This window comes from Streptomyces sp. NPDC096013 (genome assembly GCF_044763565.1).
GTDB lineage: Bacteria > Actinomycetota > Actinomycetes > Streptomycetales > Streptomycetaceae > Streptomyces.
The window spans coordinates 71,955-87,689 of sequence record NZ_JBIWGK010000007.1 but is presented as its reverse complement, the minus strand read 5'-3'; the positions used below and the strand labels follow the sequence as shown (position 1 = coordinate 87,689).

General features: G+C 71.7%; 15 protein-coding genes. 10 read left to right on the top strand and 5 right to left on the bottom strand.

What is annotated here, in order from left to right; genetic code table 11:
* The first annotated feature begins 2 nt into the window (after window positions 1-2).
* Window positions 3-995, top strand: a complete 993-nt coding sequence (locus ACIRB1_RS23955) for an adenosine deaminase (RefSeq protein ID WP_403466902.1) — start codon at window positions 3-5, stop codon at window positions 993-995.
* A 92-nt stretch (window positions 996-1,087) separates the two neighbouring features.
* Here the strand turns inward: ACIRB1_RS23955 and ACIRB1_RS23950 are convergent, their stop codons facing one another.
* Window positions 1,088-2,419 carry an MFS transporter gene (locus tag ACIRB1_RS23950; protein ID WP_403466901.1) on the bottom strand — a complete coding sequence of 444 codons (1,332 nt, stop codon included), beginning with the start codon at window positions 2,417-2,419 and terminating at the stop codon, window positions 1,088-1,090.
* 231 nt (window positions 2,420-2,650) lie between these two features.
* Window positions 2,651-3,433 carry an IclR family transcriptional regulator gene (locus ACIRB1_RS23945; protein WP_403466900.1) on the bottom strand — a complete coding sequence of 261 codons (783 nt, stop codon included), beginning with the start codon at window positions 3,431-3,433 and terminating at the stop codon, window positions 2,651-2,653.
* 180 nt (window positions 3,434-3,613) lie between these two features.
* Here ACIRB1_RS23945 and ACIRB1_RS23940 point away from each other — a divergent pair, with 180 nt between their 5' ends.
* The 3 genes from ACIRB1_RS23940 (at window position 3,614) to ACIRB1_RS23930 (ending at window position 7,159) form a co-directional block, all read left to right on the top strand.
* Complete coding sequence (locus tag ACIRB1_RS23940; protein WP_403467144.1) at window positions 3,614-4,510, top strand: 5-dehydro-4-deoxyglucarate dehydratase; 897 nt, start codon at window positions 3,614-3,616, stop codon at window positions 4,508-4,510.
* Entirely contained in the window at window positions 4,507-5,796 is a 1,290-nt protein-coding gene (locus ACIRB1_RS23935) for a glucarate dehydratase family protein (protein WP_403466899.1), read from the top strand. Before ACIRB1_RS23940 ends, ACIRB1_RS23935 begins: the two co-directional genes overlap by 4 nt.
* Before the next feature lie 208 nt (window positions 5,797-6,004).
* The gene (locus ACIRB1_RS23930) at window positions 6,005-7,159 is read left to right on the top strand and encodes a carbohydrate kinase family protein (protein WP_403466898.1); all 1,155 of its coding nucleotides are present in this window, start codon (window positions 6,005-6,007) and stop codon (window positions 7,157-7,159) included.
* Window positions 7,160-7,554: 395 nt separating this feature from the next.
* On the opposite strand, the gene ACIRB1_RS23925 is transcribed toward ACIRB1_RS23930, so the two are convergent.
* Complete coding sequence (locus ACIRB1_RS23925; protein WP_403466897.1) at window positions 7,555-8,280, bottom strand: FAD binding domain-containing protein; 726 nt, start codon at window positions 8,278-8,280, stop codon at window positions 7,555-7,557.
* Between the two features lie 303 nt (window positions 8,281-8,583).
* On the opposite strand from ACIRB1_RS23925, the gene ACIRB1_RS23920 reads away from it, so the two are divergent.
* Genes ACIRB1_RS23920 through ACIRB1_RS23905 form a run of 4 tightly spaced genes read left to right on the top strand, consistent with a single transcriptional unit; the run spans window position 8,584 to window position 11,834 of the window.
* Window positions 8,584-9,639: a PhoH family protein gene (locus tag ACIRB1_RS23920; RefSeq protein WP_352182678.1), complete on the top strand. Its 1,056-nt coding sequence runs from the start codon at window positions 8,584-8,586 to the stop codon at window positions 9,637-9,639.
* A gap of 12 nt (window positions 9,640-9,651) precedes the next feature.
* Window positions 9,652-10,149 carry an rRNA maturation RNase YbeY gene (gene ybeY, locus ACIRB1_RS23915; protein WP_352182679.1) on the top strand — a complete coding sequence of 166 codons (498 nt, stop codon included), beginning with the start codon at window positions 9,652-9,654 and terminating at the stop codon, window positions 10,147-10,149.
* Between the two features lie 21 nt (window positions 10,150-10,170).
* Window positions 10,171-11,478, top strand: coding sequence for a hemolysin family protein (locus tag ACIRB1_RS23910; protein WP_352182680.1), 1,308 nt, complete (start codon window positions 10,171-10,173; stop codon window positions 11,476-11,478).
* Entirely contained in the window at window positions 11,475-11,834 is a 360-nt protein-coding gene (locus tag ACIRB1_RS23905; RefSeq protein WP_403466896.1) for an MmcQ/YjbR family DNA-binding protein, read from the top strand. Before ACIRB1_RS23910 ends, ACIRB1_RS23905 begins: the two co-directional genes overlap by 4 nt.
* Here the strand turns inward: ACIRB1_RS23905 and ACIRB1_RS23900 are convergent.
* Entirely contained in the window at window positions 11,796-13,238 is a 1,443-nt protein-coding gene (locus ACIRB1_RS23900; RefSeq protein ID WP_403466895.1) for an MFS transporter, read from the bottom strand. The two genes, ACIRB1_RS23905 and ACIRB1_RS23900, sit on opposite strands and share 39 nt — an antisense overlap.
* Before the next feature lie 144 nt (window positions 13,239-13,382).
* Between ACIRB1_RS23900 and ACIRB1_RS23895 the strand changes: the two genes are divergently transcribed.
* The gene (locus ACIRB1_RS23895; protein ID WP_352182746.1) at window positions 13,383-14,198 is read left to right on the top strand and encodes a helix-turn-helix transcriptional regulator; all 816 of its coding nucleotides are present in this window, start codon (window positions 13,383-13,385) and stop codon (window positions 14,196-14,198) included.
* Between the two features lie 28 nt (window positions 14,199-14,226).
* Window positions 14,227-14,580, top strand: coding sequence for a cytidine deaminase (locus tag ACIRB1_RS23890; RefSeq protein WP_352182683.1), 354 nt, complete (start codon window positions 14,227-14,229; stop codon window positions 14,578-14,580).
* A 98-nt stretch (window positions 14,581-14,678) separates the two neighbouring features.
* Here ACIRB1_RS23890 and era read toward each other — a convergent pair whose 3' ends face one another.
* A complete protein-coding gene (gene era / locus ACIRB1_RS23885; protein ID WP_403466894.1) occupies window positions 14,679-15,647 on the bottom strand; it encodes a GTPase Era in 969 nt (322 codons plus the stop codon).
* Window positions 15,648-15,735: the final 88 nt, after the last annotated feature.

Below are 15,735 nucleotides of genomic sequence, written 5' to 3'. Positions count from 1 at the left end.
CGATGCCCATTCCCAAAGCCGAACTGCACCTGCACATCGAAGGCACCCTGGAACCCGAGCTGGCCTTCGCGCTCGCGGCCCGCAACGGCGTCGAGCTGCCGTACGCGGACACGGAGGAACTCCGCAAGGCGTACCTCTTCGACGACCTCCAGACCTTCCTGAACCTCTACTACGAGCTGATGGCCGTCCTGCGCACCGAGCGGGACTTCGAGGACCTCGCGAACGCCTATCTCGCCCGCGCCGCCGAGCAGGGCGTACGGCACGCGGAGATCTTCTTCGACCCGCAGGCGCACATCGCGCGGGGCGTGGACATGGGCACGGTGGTGGAGGGCCTGTGGCGGGCCCTGGGCAGCAGCGAGACCAACCACGGCATCTCGACCCGGCTCATCCTGTGCTTCCTGCGCGACGAGTCCGCCGACTCGGCGATGGCGACCCTGGACGCCGCCGGACCCTACCTCGACCGGATCACCGGCATCGGCCTCGACTCGGCCGAGGTCGGCCACCCGCCGGCGAAGTTCCGCGAGGTCTACGAGGCCGCCGCCGCGCTGGGTCTACGACGGGTCGCGCACGCCGGTGAGGAGGGCCCGCCGGCCTACATCACCGAGGCGCTGGACGTCCTCGGCGTCGAGCGCGTCGACCACGGCCTGCGCTGCATGGAGGACGCGGAGCTGGTGGCGAGGCTGGTCCGGGACCGCGTCCCGCTCACCCTCTGCCCCCTCTCGAACGTCCGGCTGCGCGCGGTGGACGTCCTCGCCGAGCACCCGCTCCCGGCGATGATGGAAGCGGGCCTGCTCTGCACGGTCAACTCCGACGACCCGGCGTACTTCGGCGGGTACGCGGGCGACAACTTCGACGCGGTCCGCTCGGCGCTCGGCCTGACCGAGGAGCGGGTGCGTGAGCTGGCCCGGAACTCCTTCGTGGCGTCCTTCTTGGAGGACGACGAGGAGCGGCGGGGTCGTTATCTGGCCGAGGTGGAGGCGTACGAGTTCGCGTAGGTAGTCGGTGACCTGCGGGCCGGTGGGGGGCTGGTCGCGCAGTTCCCCGCGCCCCTGGGGGGTTTGGGCCTGGGCCTGTCTCGATGTACTGCTCAGCCGCCGGTGGCCGCGGCCGTCTGCCGGGGTCCCGCCGTGTGGTAGTCGTCCTGGGCCGGGACGGCCGGGGTGTCCAGCGGGATCTCGACGACCGGCTGTTCGGGGGCGCCGATCGGCGGGACCGTGCCGCGGGGTGAGCCGGCCGACGCGGCGACCACGGCGGCCGGGGTGCCCCCGCGCCGCCGCACCGTGCCCGGCACCAGCAGCCTGCCGCCGGTGTGGAGGGCGACCGCGGTCATCGGTACGGCGATCACTGCCAGCCCGGTCGCGAGGATCGCGCCCATCGCGGGGAACCCGGCACCCGCCGACAGCACGCTGCCCGCGAGGGGGCCCGCCGCCGTGCCGAGGGACGAGGCCGAGCCGACGAGGACGGCCCAACGCCCGCGCGGGTCAAGGGAGGCGGCGAGGCCGAGGACGTAGGACAGGACGATCGGGTAGAGGGTGTTCCAGGCGATCTCGCCGGTCGCGAACGTCCGCAGGTCGTGTGCGGACGCGCTGAGCACGATGCAGCCCGCGATGAGCGCCGTGCCCGCGCCGATCGGTACCGCGCGCCCCAGCCGGGAGCCGAGCGCGCCCGCGCCGATCACGCCGACCAGACCCGTGCCGAGCGCGATCGCGAAGACCGCGCCGACGGTGACCTCGGAGAGGTGTGCCTGGTGGATGCCGATGCGGCCGCTGACGCCCCAGAGGGAGTTCTGGGCGAGGGACCAGCACAGCAGGGTGCCGGCGAGGACGAGTCCGGCGCGGCGGTGGGGGAGTCCCGCGGTCTCCACGCGCGTGTGCTCCGTCGCCGTACGGACCGGGAGGCGGCCGGTCAGGGGCCATACGGCGAGTGCGGTGAGGGCGATCGCGGCGAGCGGTTGGCCGTGGCCGGGGCCGAGGTGCGGGACGGTGAGGTAGACGGCTCCCGCCAGCGCGGACACGCACAACAGGCCCAGCGTGGACGCGCGGTGGGGGTCCCGTTCGGCGGCGATGCCGGACGCGGCGACCGTGGTGGCCGTACCCGATCCGAACCCGCCGATCACCGCGCCCGCGATGACCGCGGGGACGGCGTGGGTGAGGGCGGCCGAGCCGTAGCCCAGCACGGCGAGGACGAGACCGATCCGCGCGAGCGTGCGCGGCCCGACGCGGTCGACCCGCGAGGCGAGGAGGAACCCCGCCGCCGCCGAACTCAGCAGCAGCGCGCTGCCGACGGCGCCGGCCTGGGTGGCGGAGAGCGGCAGCCCCGAGTCGAGCCTGCCGACGGTGGTGGGGAGGAGGTAGGGGGCGAGGTACCCGGCCGTGAAAAGGGCGACGAGGGGCCAGGGCGTGGTGGTGCGGGCGAACACGGGCGTTCCCAGGGCATGCGAAAGAAGCGGCTCAAAAGGGGGATTGGGCGACGACCGTCGACAGACAGGAACGCGCGGGCAATTTGTATCAAGCACGTGGTTCGCCGAAGAAGGGCGGGGGGTGTGATCTGGGGCACGTCGCGTTTGGGGTGACGAACGTGGGGCAGAAGCGCGGCTCAATTTTCTAACGGCGTTCACTTGTCAGCCGGGTCTCACCCGGAGGCGCGCACGCTAACGCCAGCGCACAGCTCCACCGGTGGTGGGCGGCGCCGCCTCGATCTTCGCCCTGATCTCCCGCATCACCGTCACGATCCGCCCCTCACGCCCCGCCGTCAGCCGGGCCACCGGCACCGAGCAGCTGATCGCGTCCAGCGCCGGACTGTCGTACCGCAGCGCGAACCCGAACCCCACGATCCCGAGCACGCCCTCCTCCCGGTCGACCGAATAGCCTCGGGCGCGGACGGCCGCGAGATCGGCGAGCAAGGACGCCCGATCGGTGTGGGTGTGGGGCGTGGCCGCCTCGTACGGCCCGTCCGGCAACTCCCCGTCCGGCCGCTCCGCGAGCAACGCCTTGCCCAGGGCGCCGACATGGGCCGGCAGCCGACGCCCCACACGGCTGATGGTCCGCAGGTACTCGTGCGACTCCCGGGTCGCCAGATACGCCACGTCCCAGCCGTCCAGCCGCCCCAGGTGGATCGTCTCGCCGAGCGCCTCGGACGCCTCGTCGAGATACGGCCGCACGGTCCGCACGCGAGGGTCGGAGTCCAGATAGTTCGTGCCCGTGAGCAGCGCGTGGATGCCGATGCCGTAGAGCGACCCGGTGATGTCCGTACGGACCCAGCCGCGCGCGATCAGGGTCTGGAGGAGGGCGTACATGGAGCTGCGCGGCACGCCCAGCTCGTCGGCGAGTTCCTGGAGCCGTGCGGGACGGTCGCCGCGCGCGGCGAGCAGTTCGAGCAGCTCGACCGTGCGGGCGGCCGACTTCACCTCACGGACGCCACCGGGCTCTGACATGCGCCGATGGTAGCGAGAGCGGACCGGGACCGGGCGGCCCCGCCGGTGCTCCCCGGCAGGCCCCATTGACGGTCGCGGTTCGCGTATCTAATCTCGGTTTGCATACGTGGATAACGTCTACATAGGGAGATGGCAGTGAACGCCGACACGGAGACCGTGGTGCGCAGGCTCCGGGACGGGATGGCGGGCGGCGTCCTCTCCTTCCCGCTCACCTCCTTCCACGACGACGGCTCCCTCGACCCCGCCGGCTTCCGCACCCATGTCGCGGCCCAGATCGCCACCGCCCCCGGCGCCGTGTTCCCCGCCTGCGGCACCGGCGAGTTCTTCTCGCTGGACGAGGACGAGTACCGCACGGTCGTCACCCTCGCCGTCGAGGAGGCGGCCGGCCGCGTCCCCGTCGTCGCGGGTGTCGGCTACGGCTGGGCGCAGGCCGCCCGTTTCGCCCGTATCGCCGAGGAGGCCGGCGCCGACGCGCTCCTCGTCCTGCCGCACTACCTCGTCGCCGCCCCGCAGGACGGCCTGGTGGCCCAGCTGGAACAGCTCGCCGCCCGTACCCGGCTCCCGCTCATCGCCTACCAGCGCGGCCAAGTCGCCTTCACGGCAAGCTCGTTGAGGCGGATCGCGGCGATCCCCGGCGTCATCGGCCTCAAGGACGGCCACAGCGACCTCGACCGCCTGCAACGCCTCACCCTCGCCGCCCCCGAGGGCTTCCTCTTCTTCAACGGCGCCTCCACCGCCGAGATCCAGGCCCGCGCCTACGCCACCGTCGGCGTCCCCGCCTACTCCTCCGCCGTCCACGCCTTCGCCCCCGAGATCGCCAACGCCTTCTTCGCCGCCCTGCGGGACGGCGACGACAAGACCATCGAGCGGCTGCTGCGCGACTTCTACGTCCCGCTCGTCGAACTCCGCGACCGCGTACCGGGATACGCCGTCTCCCTGGTCAAGGCGGCGGCCCGGCTGCGCGGCCGCCCGGTCGGACCCGTGCGCGCCCCGCTCACCGACCCCTCGGCCGGCGACCTGGCCGACCTCACCGTCCTGCTCACCACCGGACTCGACCTCGTAGGAGCCGCGCTGTGAACCTCACCATCGCCGACGTCCGGCTGACCCCCATCCTGGTCGCCGACCCGCCCCTGCTGAACACCCAGGGCGTCCACCAGCCCTACACCCCGCGCCTGATCGTCGAGATCGAGACCGCCGACGGCGTCACCGGCCTCGGCGAGACCTACGGCGACACCAAGTACCTGGAGCTGGCCCGGCCCTTCGCCGAGAAGCTGACCGGCCGTCAAGTCACCGATCTGAACGGCCTGTTCACGGTCGCCGACGAGCTGGCCGTGGACAGTTCACGGGTCTCCGGGCAGGTCGACGTGGGCGGGCTGCGCGGGGTCCAGACCGCCGACAAACTGCGCCTGTCCGTCGTCTCCGCCTTCGAGGTCGCCTGTCTCGACGCCCTCGGCAAGGCCCTCGGACTGCCCGTGCACGCCCTGCTCGGGGGCAAGGTGAGGGACGCGGTCGAGTACAGCGCGTACCTGTTCTACAAGTGGGCCCACCACCCCGAGGGCGTGGTGGGCGAGAAGGACGACTGGGGTGCCGCGATCGACCCGGCCGGAGTCGTCGAGCAGGCCCGGAAGTTCAAGGAGCGGTACGGCTTCACCTCCTTCAAGCTCAAGGGCGGTGTCTTCCCGCCGGACGAGGAGATCGCCGCCGTACGGGCGCTGGCCGAGGCCTTCCCCGGCCACCCTCTCCGCCTCGACCCCAACGGCGCCTGGTCCGTGGAGACTTCGCTGAAGGTCGCGAAGGAACTCGGGGACGTCCTCGAGTACCTGGAGGACCCGGCGCTCGGCACCCGAGCCATGGCTGAGGTGTCCGCCGGGACCGACGTGCCGCTCGCCACCAACATGTGCGTGACGACGTTCGCGGAGATCGAGGAGGCGTTCACCAAGGACGCCGTGCAGGTGGTGCTCTCCGACCACCACTACTGGGGCGGACTGCGCAACACCCAGCAACTGGCCGCCATCTGCCGTACGTTCGGCGTCGGTATCTCCATGCACTCCAACACCCACCTCGGCATCAGCCTCGCCGCGATGACCCACGTCGCGTCGACCGTCCCCAACCTCCACCACGCCTGCGACTCCCACTACCCCTGGCAGTCGGAGGACGTCCTCACCGAACGCCTCACCTTCACCGACGCCAAGGTCACCGTCTCCGACGCACCCGGCCTCGGCGTCGAACTCGACCGCGCCAGGCTGGAGTTCCTGCACCGGCGCTGGCTCGACGACGACGGCACGCTGCGCGAACGCGACGACGCGGCGGCGATGCGGATCACCGACCCGGAGTGGGTCACACCCTCCATGCCACGCTGGTAGAGGCCCGCGACGACGCCGGGCGCGGCCGGATCCGGACGCGCCCTGCCGCTCCCGCGGACGGACCGGCACCGGGCGCGGCAGCCGCCGTAGCGCCCGGACCTGCGGACGGCCGGAAGCGGTGCGACGGGTGGTCCCGGAGCGGGAGTCGGCGTCACGGGTGCGGGGTGGTGCACACTGGCCTGATCCGTATCACGTCAGGGAGCGCACCGTGACCGCGTCCAACGCGTCCACCTCCGGCAGCGCAGGGCCGTCCTGCCGGGCCACCGAGGTCGACCCCCTGGCCGGGCTGCGCGCGGCGGGTGACCCGCCCTGGGACGTGTACCTCACCGGCACCGTCTTCCTCGACATCATCTTCACCGGGCTCGAGTCCGCGCCGGTGCGCGGCACCGAGTCCTGGGCGCGGGGGATGGGGTCGAGCCCCGGCGGCGTCGCGAACATGGCCACCGCGCTGGCCCGGCTCGGCCTGCGCACCTCCCTCGCCGCGGCCTTCGGCGACGACCACTACGGCGAGTACTGCTGGGACGCGCTCGCGCAGGGCGAGGGCATCGACCTCTCCGCCTCCCGCACAGTCCCCGGCTGGCACTCACCGGTCACCGTGTCGATGGCGTACGAGGGCGAACGCACGATGGTGTCGCACGGTCACGAGCCGCCCCCCGAGGTCGTGTTCGGGCAGGGCGGCGCCCCCGACCGCCCGCCACGCGCGCGTGCCGCCGTCGCCTCCCTCACCCCCGGCAAGCAGGCACCCTGGGTCGCGCAGGCCGCGAGCGAGGGCACCCGGATCTTCGCCGACGTCGGCTGGGACGACACCGGCGCCTGGGACCTCGCCGGGCTCCCCGACCTCGCGCACTGCGAGGCGTTCCTGCCGAACGCCGAGGAGGCCATGCGCTACACCGGCGCCGACTGCCCCCGCGCCGCCGCCCACGCGCTCACCGAACACGTACCGCTCGCCGTGGTCACCCTCGGCGCGGACGGCGCGTACGCCGTGGACCGTCGCACGGGGGAGTCCGCCGAGGTCCCGGCGATCGCCGTGGAGGCCCTGGACCCCACCGGCGCGGGTGACGTCTTCGTGGCCGGTTTCGTCACCGGCACCCTGGCCGGCTGGCCGCTCGCCGACCGGCTCGCCTTCGCCGGTCTCACCGCCGCCCTCTCCGTCCAGGAGTTCGGCGGCTCCCTGTCCGCACCGGGCTGGTCCGAGATCGGCGCCTGGTGGCGCAAGGTCCACTCCGTCGCGGGCCAGGACCCGACCGCCCTCGACCGGTACGCCTTCCTAGCCGGACTGGTACCGGAGGAGGAGCCGGACGGCGGCAGCCCGTGGCCACTGCGTCGGGCGGTGCCGACGATCGGGTTCGGCAGGTCCACGTAGGGGTGGGTTCGCGTGGAGGTGGGTCCGCGGGGAGGTAGGTCCGCGTGGAGGTGGGTCTGCGGGTAGATGGGTCCGCAGGGACGCCTAGACGCGCAGACGCGCAGACGCGTAGACGCGCAGAGGCGGGGACGCGCAGACGCGGAGAGGCGGAGACGCGGAGACGCGGAGACGCGGAGAGGCGGAGGGGCGGGGACGCGCGCAGACGCGCAGACGCGCAGACGCGCAGACGCGGAGAGGCGGAGAATCGGGGACGCGGAGACGCGGAGAGGCGGAGACGCGGAGAGGCGGAGACGCGGAGAGGCGGAGACGCGGAGACGCGGAGACACGTCGACCCGGCCCCCGCCGCGCGGCCGGTCCGGGTGAACGTTCCTGCGCACCTTCCCGCAGCGCACTCCTCAGCCGGCCTCCGCCCGCTCCAGCACACCGCCGACCACGTCCCGTACCGCCTCGAAGACCGCCTCGGGCAGCGTGCCGAGCGGAGTCAGCGCCAGGGCGCGGAGGCTCCGGCCGGTGTCCGGGTCGTACGGGACGCTCTCGCTGAGCACGTCGTAGCCGTCGCGCACGGCGACCCGCAGGACCGGCGTGTCCGTGCCCTCCGCCGGGCCCACGGCCACCGCGACCACGAAGGGGACCTCGCCCCGCAGCCGATCGGTCAGCTTGCGGTAGCCGGTGGCCACCGGTTCGGGCCAGCGCAGGCTCAGCAGCAGGGGCTTCTTCGCGAGCAGTTCGGCGAGGTCGGTCTCGACGGGGCCGTCCGGCTCCAGGACCAGCGCGCGGGCGTCCAGCACCAGCGCCGCCGGCAGCAGGCAGCGCAGCGTGCTGCCCACTATGTTCCCGCCGACCGTCGCGGTCCTGCGCACCGCACCGGTGCCCACCCCGGCCGCCGCCTCGCGCAGCACCTCCGGCACCCGCTCGTCGATCTCGTGCAGGAGTACGGCGGAGCCCAGCGTCCCGTCCCCGATCACCCTCGCCTCGGGCACCTCGCGCAAGGACACCGCCTGCTCGGGGAAACCGTCCCGTTGCCAGCCCGCCCAGACCAGGGTCGCCCCGCCGACGGGCACCGCCCCCTCGGCCAGGCACGACTGTGCTTCGGACACGGACCTGGGCAGACGCACGTGCACAGCGGCCGACCTGCTTTCCCTGCAAGGCTCACTTGGCGGACACAGCGCATTGTCCTGACAAGCCAGGGGGCGCGAACAGGGCTCACGGCGTCACCCCGCGCGCCTCCCCTGCGCCCGACACGCGGCCGGAACGGGAACCCACCACCCGCGTCGCCCCCGCGCCCCGCCCGGATTTCGTGGCCCGACGGTCACCGAAAAGCCCTACGGCGTTGTCAGTGGCCCGGCGTACCCTGGAAACCACCAGGCCGCCCTTGTGGCGGGCGAGTCGATCCAGGAGGACGAGCAAGGCCACAGAGCCGGCCCATGACGCAGACACCCACAGCTCACATCCCCGCGCGGGAGCAGGCGAGAGCTCAGTTCACGGTCCCCGCCCAGCACCCGATGGTCACCGTCCTGGGGTCAGGGGATGCCCTCCTGCGCGTGATCGAAAGGGCCTTCCCGGCGGCCGACATCCACGTCCGGGGCAATGAGATCAGCGCGGCCGGCGACGCCCGTGAAGTCGCCCTCGTGCAGCGCCTGTTCGACGAGATGATGCTGGTGCTCCGCACCGGGCAGCCGATGACGGAGGACGCAGTGGAACGCTCGATCGCCATGCTCAGGGCGAGCGAGAACGGGGATGGCCCTGAGGAGACACCCGCCGAGGTGCTCACCCAGAACATCCTGTCCTCGCGAGGCCGCACGATCCGCCCCAAGACCCTCAACCAGAAGCGGTACGTCGACGCGATCGACAAGCACACGATCGTCTTCGGCATCGGTCCCGCGGGCACCGGCAAGACCTATCTCGCCATGGCCAAGGCGGTCCAGGCCCTCCAGGCCAAGCAGGTCAACCGCATCATCCTCACCCGCCCGGCGGTGGAGGCGGGCGAGCGCCTCGGCTTCCTCCCCGGCACCCTGTACGAGAAGATCGACCCGTACCTGCGCCCCCTGTACGACGCGCTGCACGACATGCTCGACCCGGAGTCCATCCCCAAGCTGATGGCGGCGGGCACCATCGAGGTCGCGCCGCTGGCGTACATGCGTGGCCGCACCTTGAACGACGCCTTCATCATCCTGGACGAGGCCCAGAACACGAGCCCCGAGCAGATGAAGATGTTCCTCACCCGGCTCGGCTTCGAGTCGAAGATCGTGATCACCGGTGACGTGACGCAGGTCGACCTGCCGAGCGGTACGAAGTCGGGGCTCCGGCAGGTGCAGGACATCCTGGAGGGGCTCGACGACGTGCACTTCTCCCGCCTGTCGTCGGCGGACGTCGTCCGGCACAAGCTGGTCGGCCGTATCGTCGACGCGTACGAGAAGTACGACAGCGAGCACGGTACGGAGAACGGCACCCACAAGGGTGCCCGTGACAAGCGGAAGTAGATCAGCACGACCATGTCGATCGACGTCAACAACGAGTCCGGAACCGAGGTCGACGAGCAGGCGATCCTCGACATCGCCCGCTACGCCCTCGCGCGGATGCGCATCCACCCGCTCTCCGAGCTCTCGGTGATCGTCGTGGACGAGAACGCCATGGAGCAGCTCCACATCCAGTGGATGGACCTGTCCGGGCCGACCGATGTCATGTCCTTCCCGATGGACGAGCTGCGTCCGCCGAGCAAGGACGACGAGGAGCCCCCGCAGGGACTGCTCGGTGACATCGTGCTCTGCCCGGAGGTCGCCGCGAAGCAGGGCGCCGAGGCCGAGACGCAGCACACCATGGACGAGGAGCTCCAACTCCTCACCGTCCACGGTGTGTTGCACCTCCTCGGCTACGACCACGAGGAGCCGGACGAGAAGGCCGAGATGTTCGGCCTCCAGGCCGCCATCGTGGACGGCTGGCGCGCGGAGAAGGGCCACACCGGCCCCTCCCCGGCGCCGACGGTCTCCTAGGGCACCGGGTCACCTCATCCCATGAGTCCTCAGATCGTCCTCGGGGCCATCGCCCTTGTCGTTGTCGCCTGGCTCGCCGCCTGCGCGGAGGCGGGCCTCGCGCGCGTCTCCAGCTTCCGCGCCGAGGAGGCCGTACGGTCCGGTCGGCGCGGCAGCGCCAAGCTCGCGCAGGTCGCCGCCGACCCGACCCGCTATCTCAATGTCGCGCTGCTGGTGCGGGTGGCCTGCGAGATGGCCGCCGCCGCGCTGGTCACCTACGAGTGCCTGCACGTGATCCACGGCACCGCGCCCGCGCTGCTCGCCGCGATCGGCGTCATGGTCCTCGTGTCGTACGTCGCGGTAGGGGTCTCCCCGCGCACGATCGGCCGCCAGCACCCGCTGAACACGGCCACGGCGGCGTCGTACGTGCTGCTGCCGCTCGCGCGGATCATGGGCCCGATCCCGTACCTCCTGATCCTCATCGGCAACGCGCTCACGCCCGGAAAGGGCTTCCGGCGCGGCCCGTTCGCCTCCGAGGCCGAGCTGCGGGCGCTGGTGGACCTCGCCGAGAAGGAGTCGCTGATCGAGGACGAGGAGCGCCGGATGGTGCACTCCGTCTTCGAGCTGGGTGACACCCTCGTGCGCGAGGTGATGGTCCCGCGCACCGACCTCGTCGTCATCGAGCGCTACAAGACGATCCGCCAGGCCCTCACCCTCGCGCTCCGCTCCGGCTTCTCGCGCATCCCGGTCACGGGCGAGAGCGAGGACGACATCGTCGGGATCGTGTACCTCAAGGACCTGGTCCGCAAGACGCACATCAGCCGCGACGCCGAGTCCGAACTCGTCTCGACGGCCATGCGCCCCGCGACCTTCGTCCCGGACACCAAGAACGCCGGTGACCTCCTGCGCGAGATGCAGCAGGAGCGCAACCACGTCGCCGTCGTCATCGACGAGTACGGCGGCACGGCCGGCATCGTCACCATCGAGGACATCCTCGAGGAGATCGTCGGCGAGATCACCGACGAGTACGACCGCGAACTCCCCCCGGTGGAGGAGCTGGGCGACGACCGCTACCGGGTCACCGCCCGCCTCGACATCGGCGACCTCGGCGAGCTGTACGGCTTCGAGGCCTACGACGACGAGGACGTCGAGACGGTCGGCGGCCTCCTCGCCAAGGCCCTGGGCCGGGTCCCCATCGCCGGAGCCTCCTCGGTCGTGGAGCTGCCGGACGGACGGGAACTGCGCCTCACGGCGGAGGCGTCGGCGGGCCGCAGGAACAAGATCGTCACGGTGCTGGTGGAGCCGGTGGACCCGGCCGAACCGCCCGAGGAGGAGACGAAACCGGAGTGAGCCCCGAGCAACTGCGCGCGTTCTGCCTGTCGTTCAACGCGACGGTCGAGGAATTCCCCTTCAACCCGGACACCTCCGTCTTCAAGGTCCTGGGCAAGCTCTTCGCGCTCACCCGCCTGGACGCGACCCCCCTCACGGTCAACCTCAAGTGCGACCCGGAGGACGCGATCAGGCTCCGGGAGGAGCACGAGGGGCTGATCATCCCCGGGTACCACATGAGCAAGCGGCACTGGAACACGGTGACCGTGGACGGGCGGCTCCCGGACCGCCTGGTCCGGGAGCTGGTGGAGGACTCGTACGACCTCGTCGTCGCCGGACTACCGCGCGCCGAACGGCTCCGCCTCGACCGCCCCTGACCCGGCCCGCCGCGACCGCAGCCCTACGGCCACCAGCACCGCCGCCCCCAGCAGGATCGCCGCGTCGATGCCCACCACGGTGTGGACCCCCGCCATCAGATCGCCGGAAGTGGCGGCGAGGACGCCCAGCAGGGGGATGCCGACGGTGATGCCGACCTGCTGGGTGGAGGTGACCAGGCCGGTGGCCAGGCCCTGTTCCTCGTCGGGGACGCCCGAGGTGACCGTGAGGCCGTAGGAGATGATCGCGCCCAGGTGACACATGCTCGCCAGGGAGACGGCGGCCGTGGCCACCCAGACCGACCAGGTGTGGGTGTTCAGGGTCAGGAGGGCGGCGGTCAGGGCCGCCTGGCCGGCGAGGGAGGCGATCAGGGTGCGGCGGGCGCCGACCCGGCCGATGACCTTCGGGGCGCAGACGCCCGCGACCGCCGAGAGGATGCCCTGGACGCCGAAGACCAGGCCCGTCTCGAAGGACGACAGGCGCAGGATCTCCTGGAGGTACAGGGTCAGGACGAAGACCACCGTCGACATCATCGAGAAGGTGACAAGGCCGCCCAGGTTGCCCCATGCCACCGTGCGGCGGCGCAGCATCGGGAGGGAGACCAGGGGCTGGGGTGTCCGGGACTCGATGGACACGAAGGCCGCCAGGAGCAGGACGCCCGCGATCAGGGTGGCGATGACGTCCGCGTGGGCGAAGCCGTGGTCCGCCGCCGTCGAGAGGGCGTAGATCAGGGACAGCAGGCCCGCCGTGACCGTGATCGCGCCGGGCACGTCCAGGCGCGGACGGTCCGGGGTGCGGGACTCGGGGAGCAGGGTGGGGGCCAGCGGCAGGACCAGCACCGCGAACAGGGTGAGCAGGGCCATCGTCGAGCGCCAGCCGAACGCGTCGGTCAGGACACCGCCCGCCACCATGCCGACGGTGAAGCCGAGCGAGAGCAGGGTGCCGGAGATGCCGAGCGCGCGGTCGCGGGCCGGGCCCTCGGGGAACGTGGTGGTGAGCAGGCTCATGCCGGTCGGTACGATCGCCGCCGCGCCCAGACCCTGCAAGGCCCGGCCCGTCAGGAACGACGCCGGGTCCCAGGCGAGGGTCGCCAGCAGGGAGGCCGCCCCGAACAGGGTCAGGCCGGTGAGGAACAGCCGGCGGCGGCCGTAGAGGTCGCCGATGCGGCCGAACAGGAGCAGGAAGCCGCCGGACGGCAGCGCGAACGCGGTGACCGCCCACTGGAGACCGGACCGGCTCATGCCGAGGTCGGCGCCGAGCGTGGGCAGCGCCACGTTGAGGACGGAGAAGTCCAGGGCGACCATGAACTGGGCCGCGCAGAGGACGAAGAGGACGAGTTTGTCGCGGGTCGAGAGGCGGGGTTCGCCGAGGGGTTCGTGGACGGGAGTGGTGGTGTCGGTCGCCATGCGTCGAGCTTCCCGGCGCCGGAATAGCCGTGGGGAGCCGCAAGTTGTGCTGGTGGTGGCACCACCAGTCAGCGCGAGGGGGATGTGTACGTGACTGAGGACGCCCTGAAGAGCCGTCGGCTGAGCGAACTGCGCGAGTTCCTGATGAGCCGCCGGGCCCGGGTCTCCCCGGCCGAGGCGGGGCTCCCGGACGGCGGGGCGCGGCGGCGTACGCCGGGGCTGCGCCGGGAGGAGGTCGCCGTGCTCGCGGGCGTGGGCGCCTCCTGGTACCAGTGGCTGGAGCAGGGACGGGACATCTCGGTGTCGCCGCAGGTCCTCGACTCCGTCGCCCGGGTGCTGCGGCTGAGCAACGTGGAGCGACGGCATCTGTACGTCCTGGCCGGGCTGAACCCGCCCGCGCCGGAGCCCGCGGCCGATCACGGCTGCGAGGGGATGCGGCGGCTGATCGACGCGTGGATGCCGTTCCCGGCGCACATCATGGACCGCTACTACAACTGCGTGATGTACAACGACGCGGCCGGCTGGGTGCTCGGCATGCGGCCCGAGAACACCCAGAACTGTCTCGTCGACTTCTTCACCGACCCGCTCTACCGGGCCCGTTCGCAGAGCTGGGAGCGGAACGCGCGCATGGTCGTCGCGCAGTTCCGGGCGGCGTGCGCGGACCGGCCCGACGACGAGGGGCTCCAGGAGGTGCTGGCCGAAGTGGCCTCCGTCAGCCCGGAGTTCACCGAGCTGTGGGCGCGGCGGGACATCCTGGACGCGGGGGTGGTCCGCAAGGAACTCGACCATCCGCTGGTGGGCCTGCTGTGCGTGGAGTCGACGGCGTTGCGGGTGCCGGCGCGGCCTGATCTCACGATCGTGCTGCACACGCCGTTGGACGAGGCGAACACGGTGGGCAAGCTGGAGTGGCTGGCGTCTCCCGAGGGGCGGCGCGGGGCGATGTACCCCGTGGCGGGATGAGTCCCCTGGTCCTTCGTATGCTCTGTGCATGACCGACAGCAGCGCGCTTGATCCCGAGGACCGCAAGATCGTCACCCTGGCCCGTTCCGCGCGGGCCCGCAACGGCGTGCCGGAGGGCGCGGCCGTACGGGACGAGACGGGACGTACGTATGTCGCGGGGACGGTCGCCCTCGACTCGCTGTCGCTGAGCGCGCTGCGGACGGCTGTGGCGATGGCCGTGGCGTCCGGGGCGAAGTCGCTGGAAGCGGCGGCGGTGGTGACGGAGGCGGAGTCCGCGACCGCGGAGGACCTGGCGGCCGTAGGGGATCTGGGTGGGGCGGGGACGCCGGTGCTGGTGGCCTCGCCGGACGGGGTGGTCCGGCTGACCGTCACCGCGGGCTGAGGTGGTGCTGGGGGCTGTGCCCCCAGACCCCCGTCGGCCCTGAAGGGGCCTCGTCCTCGAACGCCGGACGGGCTGACGACTCAGCCCCTGACAATCCTCTAGAAGCCGAGCTTCCGCAGCTGCCGAGGGTCCCGCTGCCAGTCCTTCGCCACCTTCACATGAAGGTCGAGGAACACCGGCGTACCGAGCAACGCCTCGATCTGCTTGCGCGAGGTGATGCCGACCTGCTTCAGCCGCGCGCCCTTCGGCCCGATGATGATGCCCTTCTGGCTGGGCCGCTCGATGTAGACGAACGCGTGGATGTCGAGGAGCGGCTTGTCGGCGGGCCGGTCCTCGCGCGGGAGCATCTCCTCCACCACGACGGCGATGGAGTGCGGCAGTTCGTCCCGCACCCCCTCCAGCGCGGCCTCCCGGATCAACTCCGCGATCATGACCTGCTCGGGCTCGTCGGTGAGATCGCCCTCGGGGTAGAGCGCGGGACCCTCCGGGAGCAGCGGGATGAGGAGGTCGGCGAGCAGGTCCACCTGCTGGTCCGCGACCGCAGAGACCGGCACGATCTCCGCCCACTCGAACCCCAGCTCCTTGCCGAGCTGATCGATGGCGATGAGCTGCTCGGCGAGCGTCTTCGAGTCCACGAGGTCGGTCTTCGTGACGATCGCGACCTTCGGCGTCTTCTTGATGGACGCGAGTTCCTTGGCGATGAAACGGTCACCCGGACCCAGCTTCTCGTTCGCCGGGAGGCAGAAGCCGATGACGTCGACCTCGGCCCATGTGGTGCGGACGATGTCGTTGAGCCGCTGACCGAGCAGTGTGCGCGGCTTGTGGAGCCCGGGGGTGTCCACCAGGATCAGCTGCGCGTCCGGCCGGTGGACGATGCCGCGGACCGTGTGCCGCGTGGTCTGCGGCTGGTTGGCGGTGATCGCCACCTTCTGGCCGACCAGAGCATTCGTAAGGGTGGACTTGCCCGCGTTGGGGCGGCCCACGAAGCAGGCGAAGCCGGCGCGGTGGGGGGCCTCCGCCGACGCGGACGGCTTGGATGACGGGGTACGAACGCTCATGGCGCCCATTGTCCCTGATCCACAAGCTCCTGCCGTACAACAGTCCAACCCCGCCCCTCACAGTGAGCTTTCGGAAACCCCGCCGCAATGAAACGTC

What these genes read in the sequence shown, in the direction of transcription:
- ACIRB1_RS23890 (WP_352182683.1), top strand. Translation starts at nt 14,227, where the DNA reads ATGACCGACAGCAGCGCGCTTGATCCCGAGGACCGCAAGATCGTCACC.
- ACIRB1_RS23895 (WP_352182746.1), top strand. Translation starts at nt 13,383, where the DNA reads ATGAGCCGCCGGGCCCGGGTCTCCCCGGCCGAGGCGGGGCTCCCGGAC.
- ACIRB1_RS23910 (WP_352182680.1), top strand. Translation starts at nt 10,171, where the DNA reads ATGAGTCCTCAGATCGTCCTCGGGGCCATCGCCCTTGTCGTTGTCGCC.
- ACIRB1_RS23920 (WP_352182678.1), top strand. Translation starts at nt 8,584, where the DNA reads ATGACGCAGACACCCACAGCTCACATCCCCGCGCGGGAGCAGGCGAGA.
- era (WP_403466894.1), bottom strand. Translation starts at nt 15,647, where the DNA reads ATGGGCGCCATGAGCGTTCGTACCCCGTCATCCAAGCCGTCCGCGTCG.
- ACIRB1_RS23955 (WP_403466902.1), top strand. Translation starts at nt 3, where the DNA reads ATGCCCATTCCCAAAGCCGAACTGCACCTGCACATCGAAGGCACCCTG.
- ybeY (WP_352182679.1), top strand. Translation starts at nt 9,652, where the DNA reads ATGTCGATCGACGTCAACAACGAGTCCGGAACCGAGGTCGACGAGCAG.
- ACIRB1_RS23940 (WP_403467144.1), top strand. Translation starts at nt 3,614, where the DNA reads ATGGCGGGCGGCGTCCTCTCCTTCCCGCTCACCTCCTTCCACGACGAC.
- ACIRB1_RS23945 (WP_403466900.1), bottom strand. Translation starts at nt 3,433, where the DNA reads ATGTCAGAGCCCGGTGGCGTCCGTGAGGTGAAGTCGGCCGCCCGCACG.
- ACIRB1_RS23900 (WP_403466895.1), bottom strand. Translation starts at nt 13,238, where the DNA reads ATGGCGACCGACACCACCACTCCCGTCCACGAACCCCTCGGCGAACCC.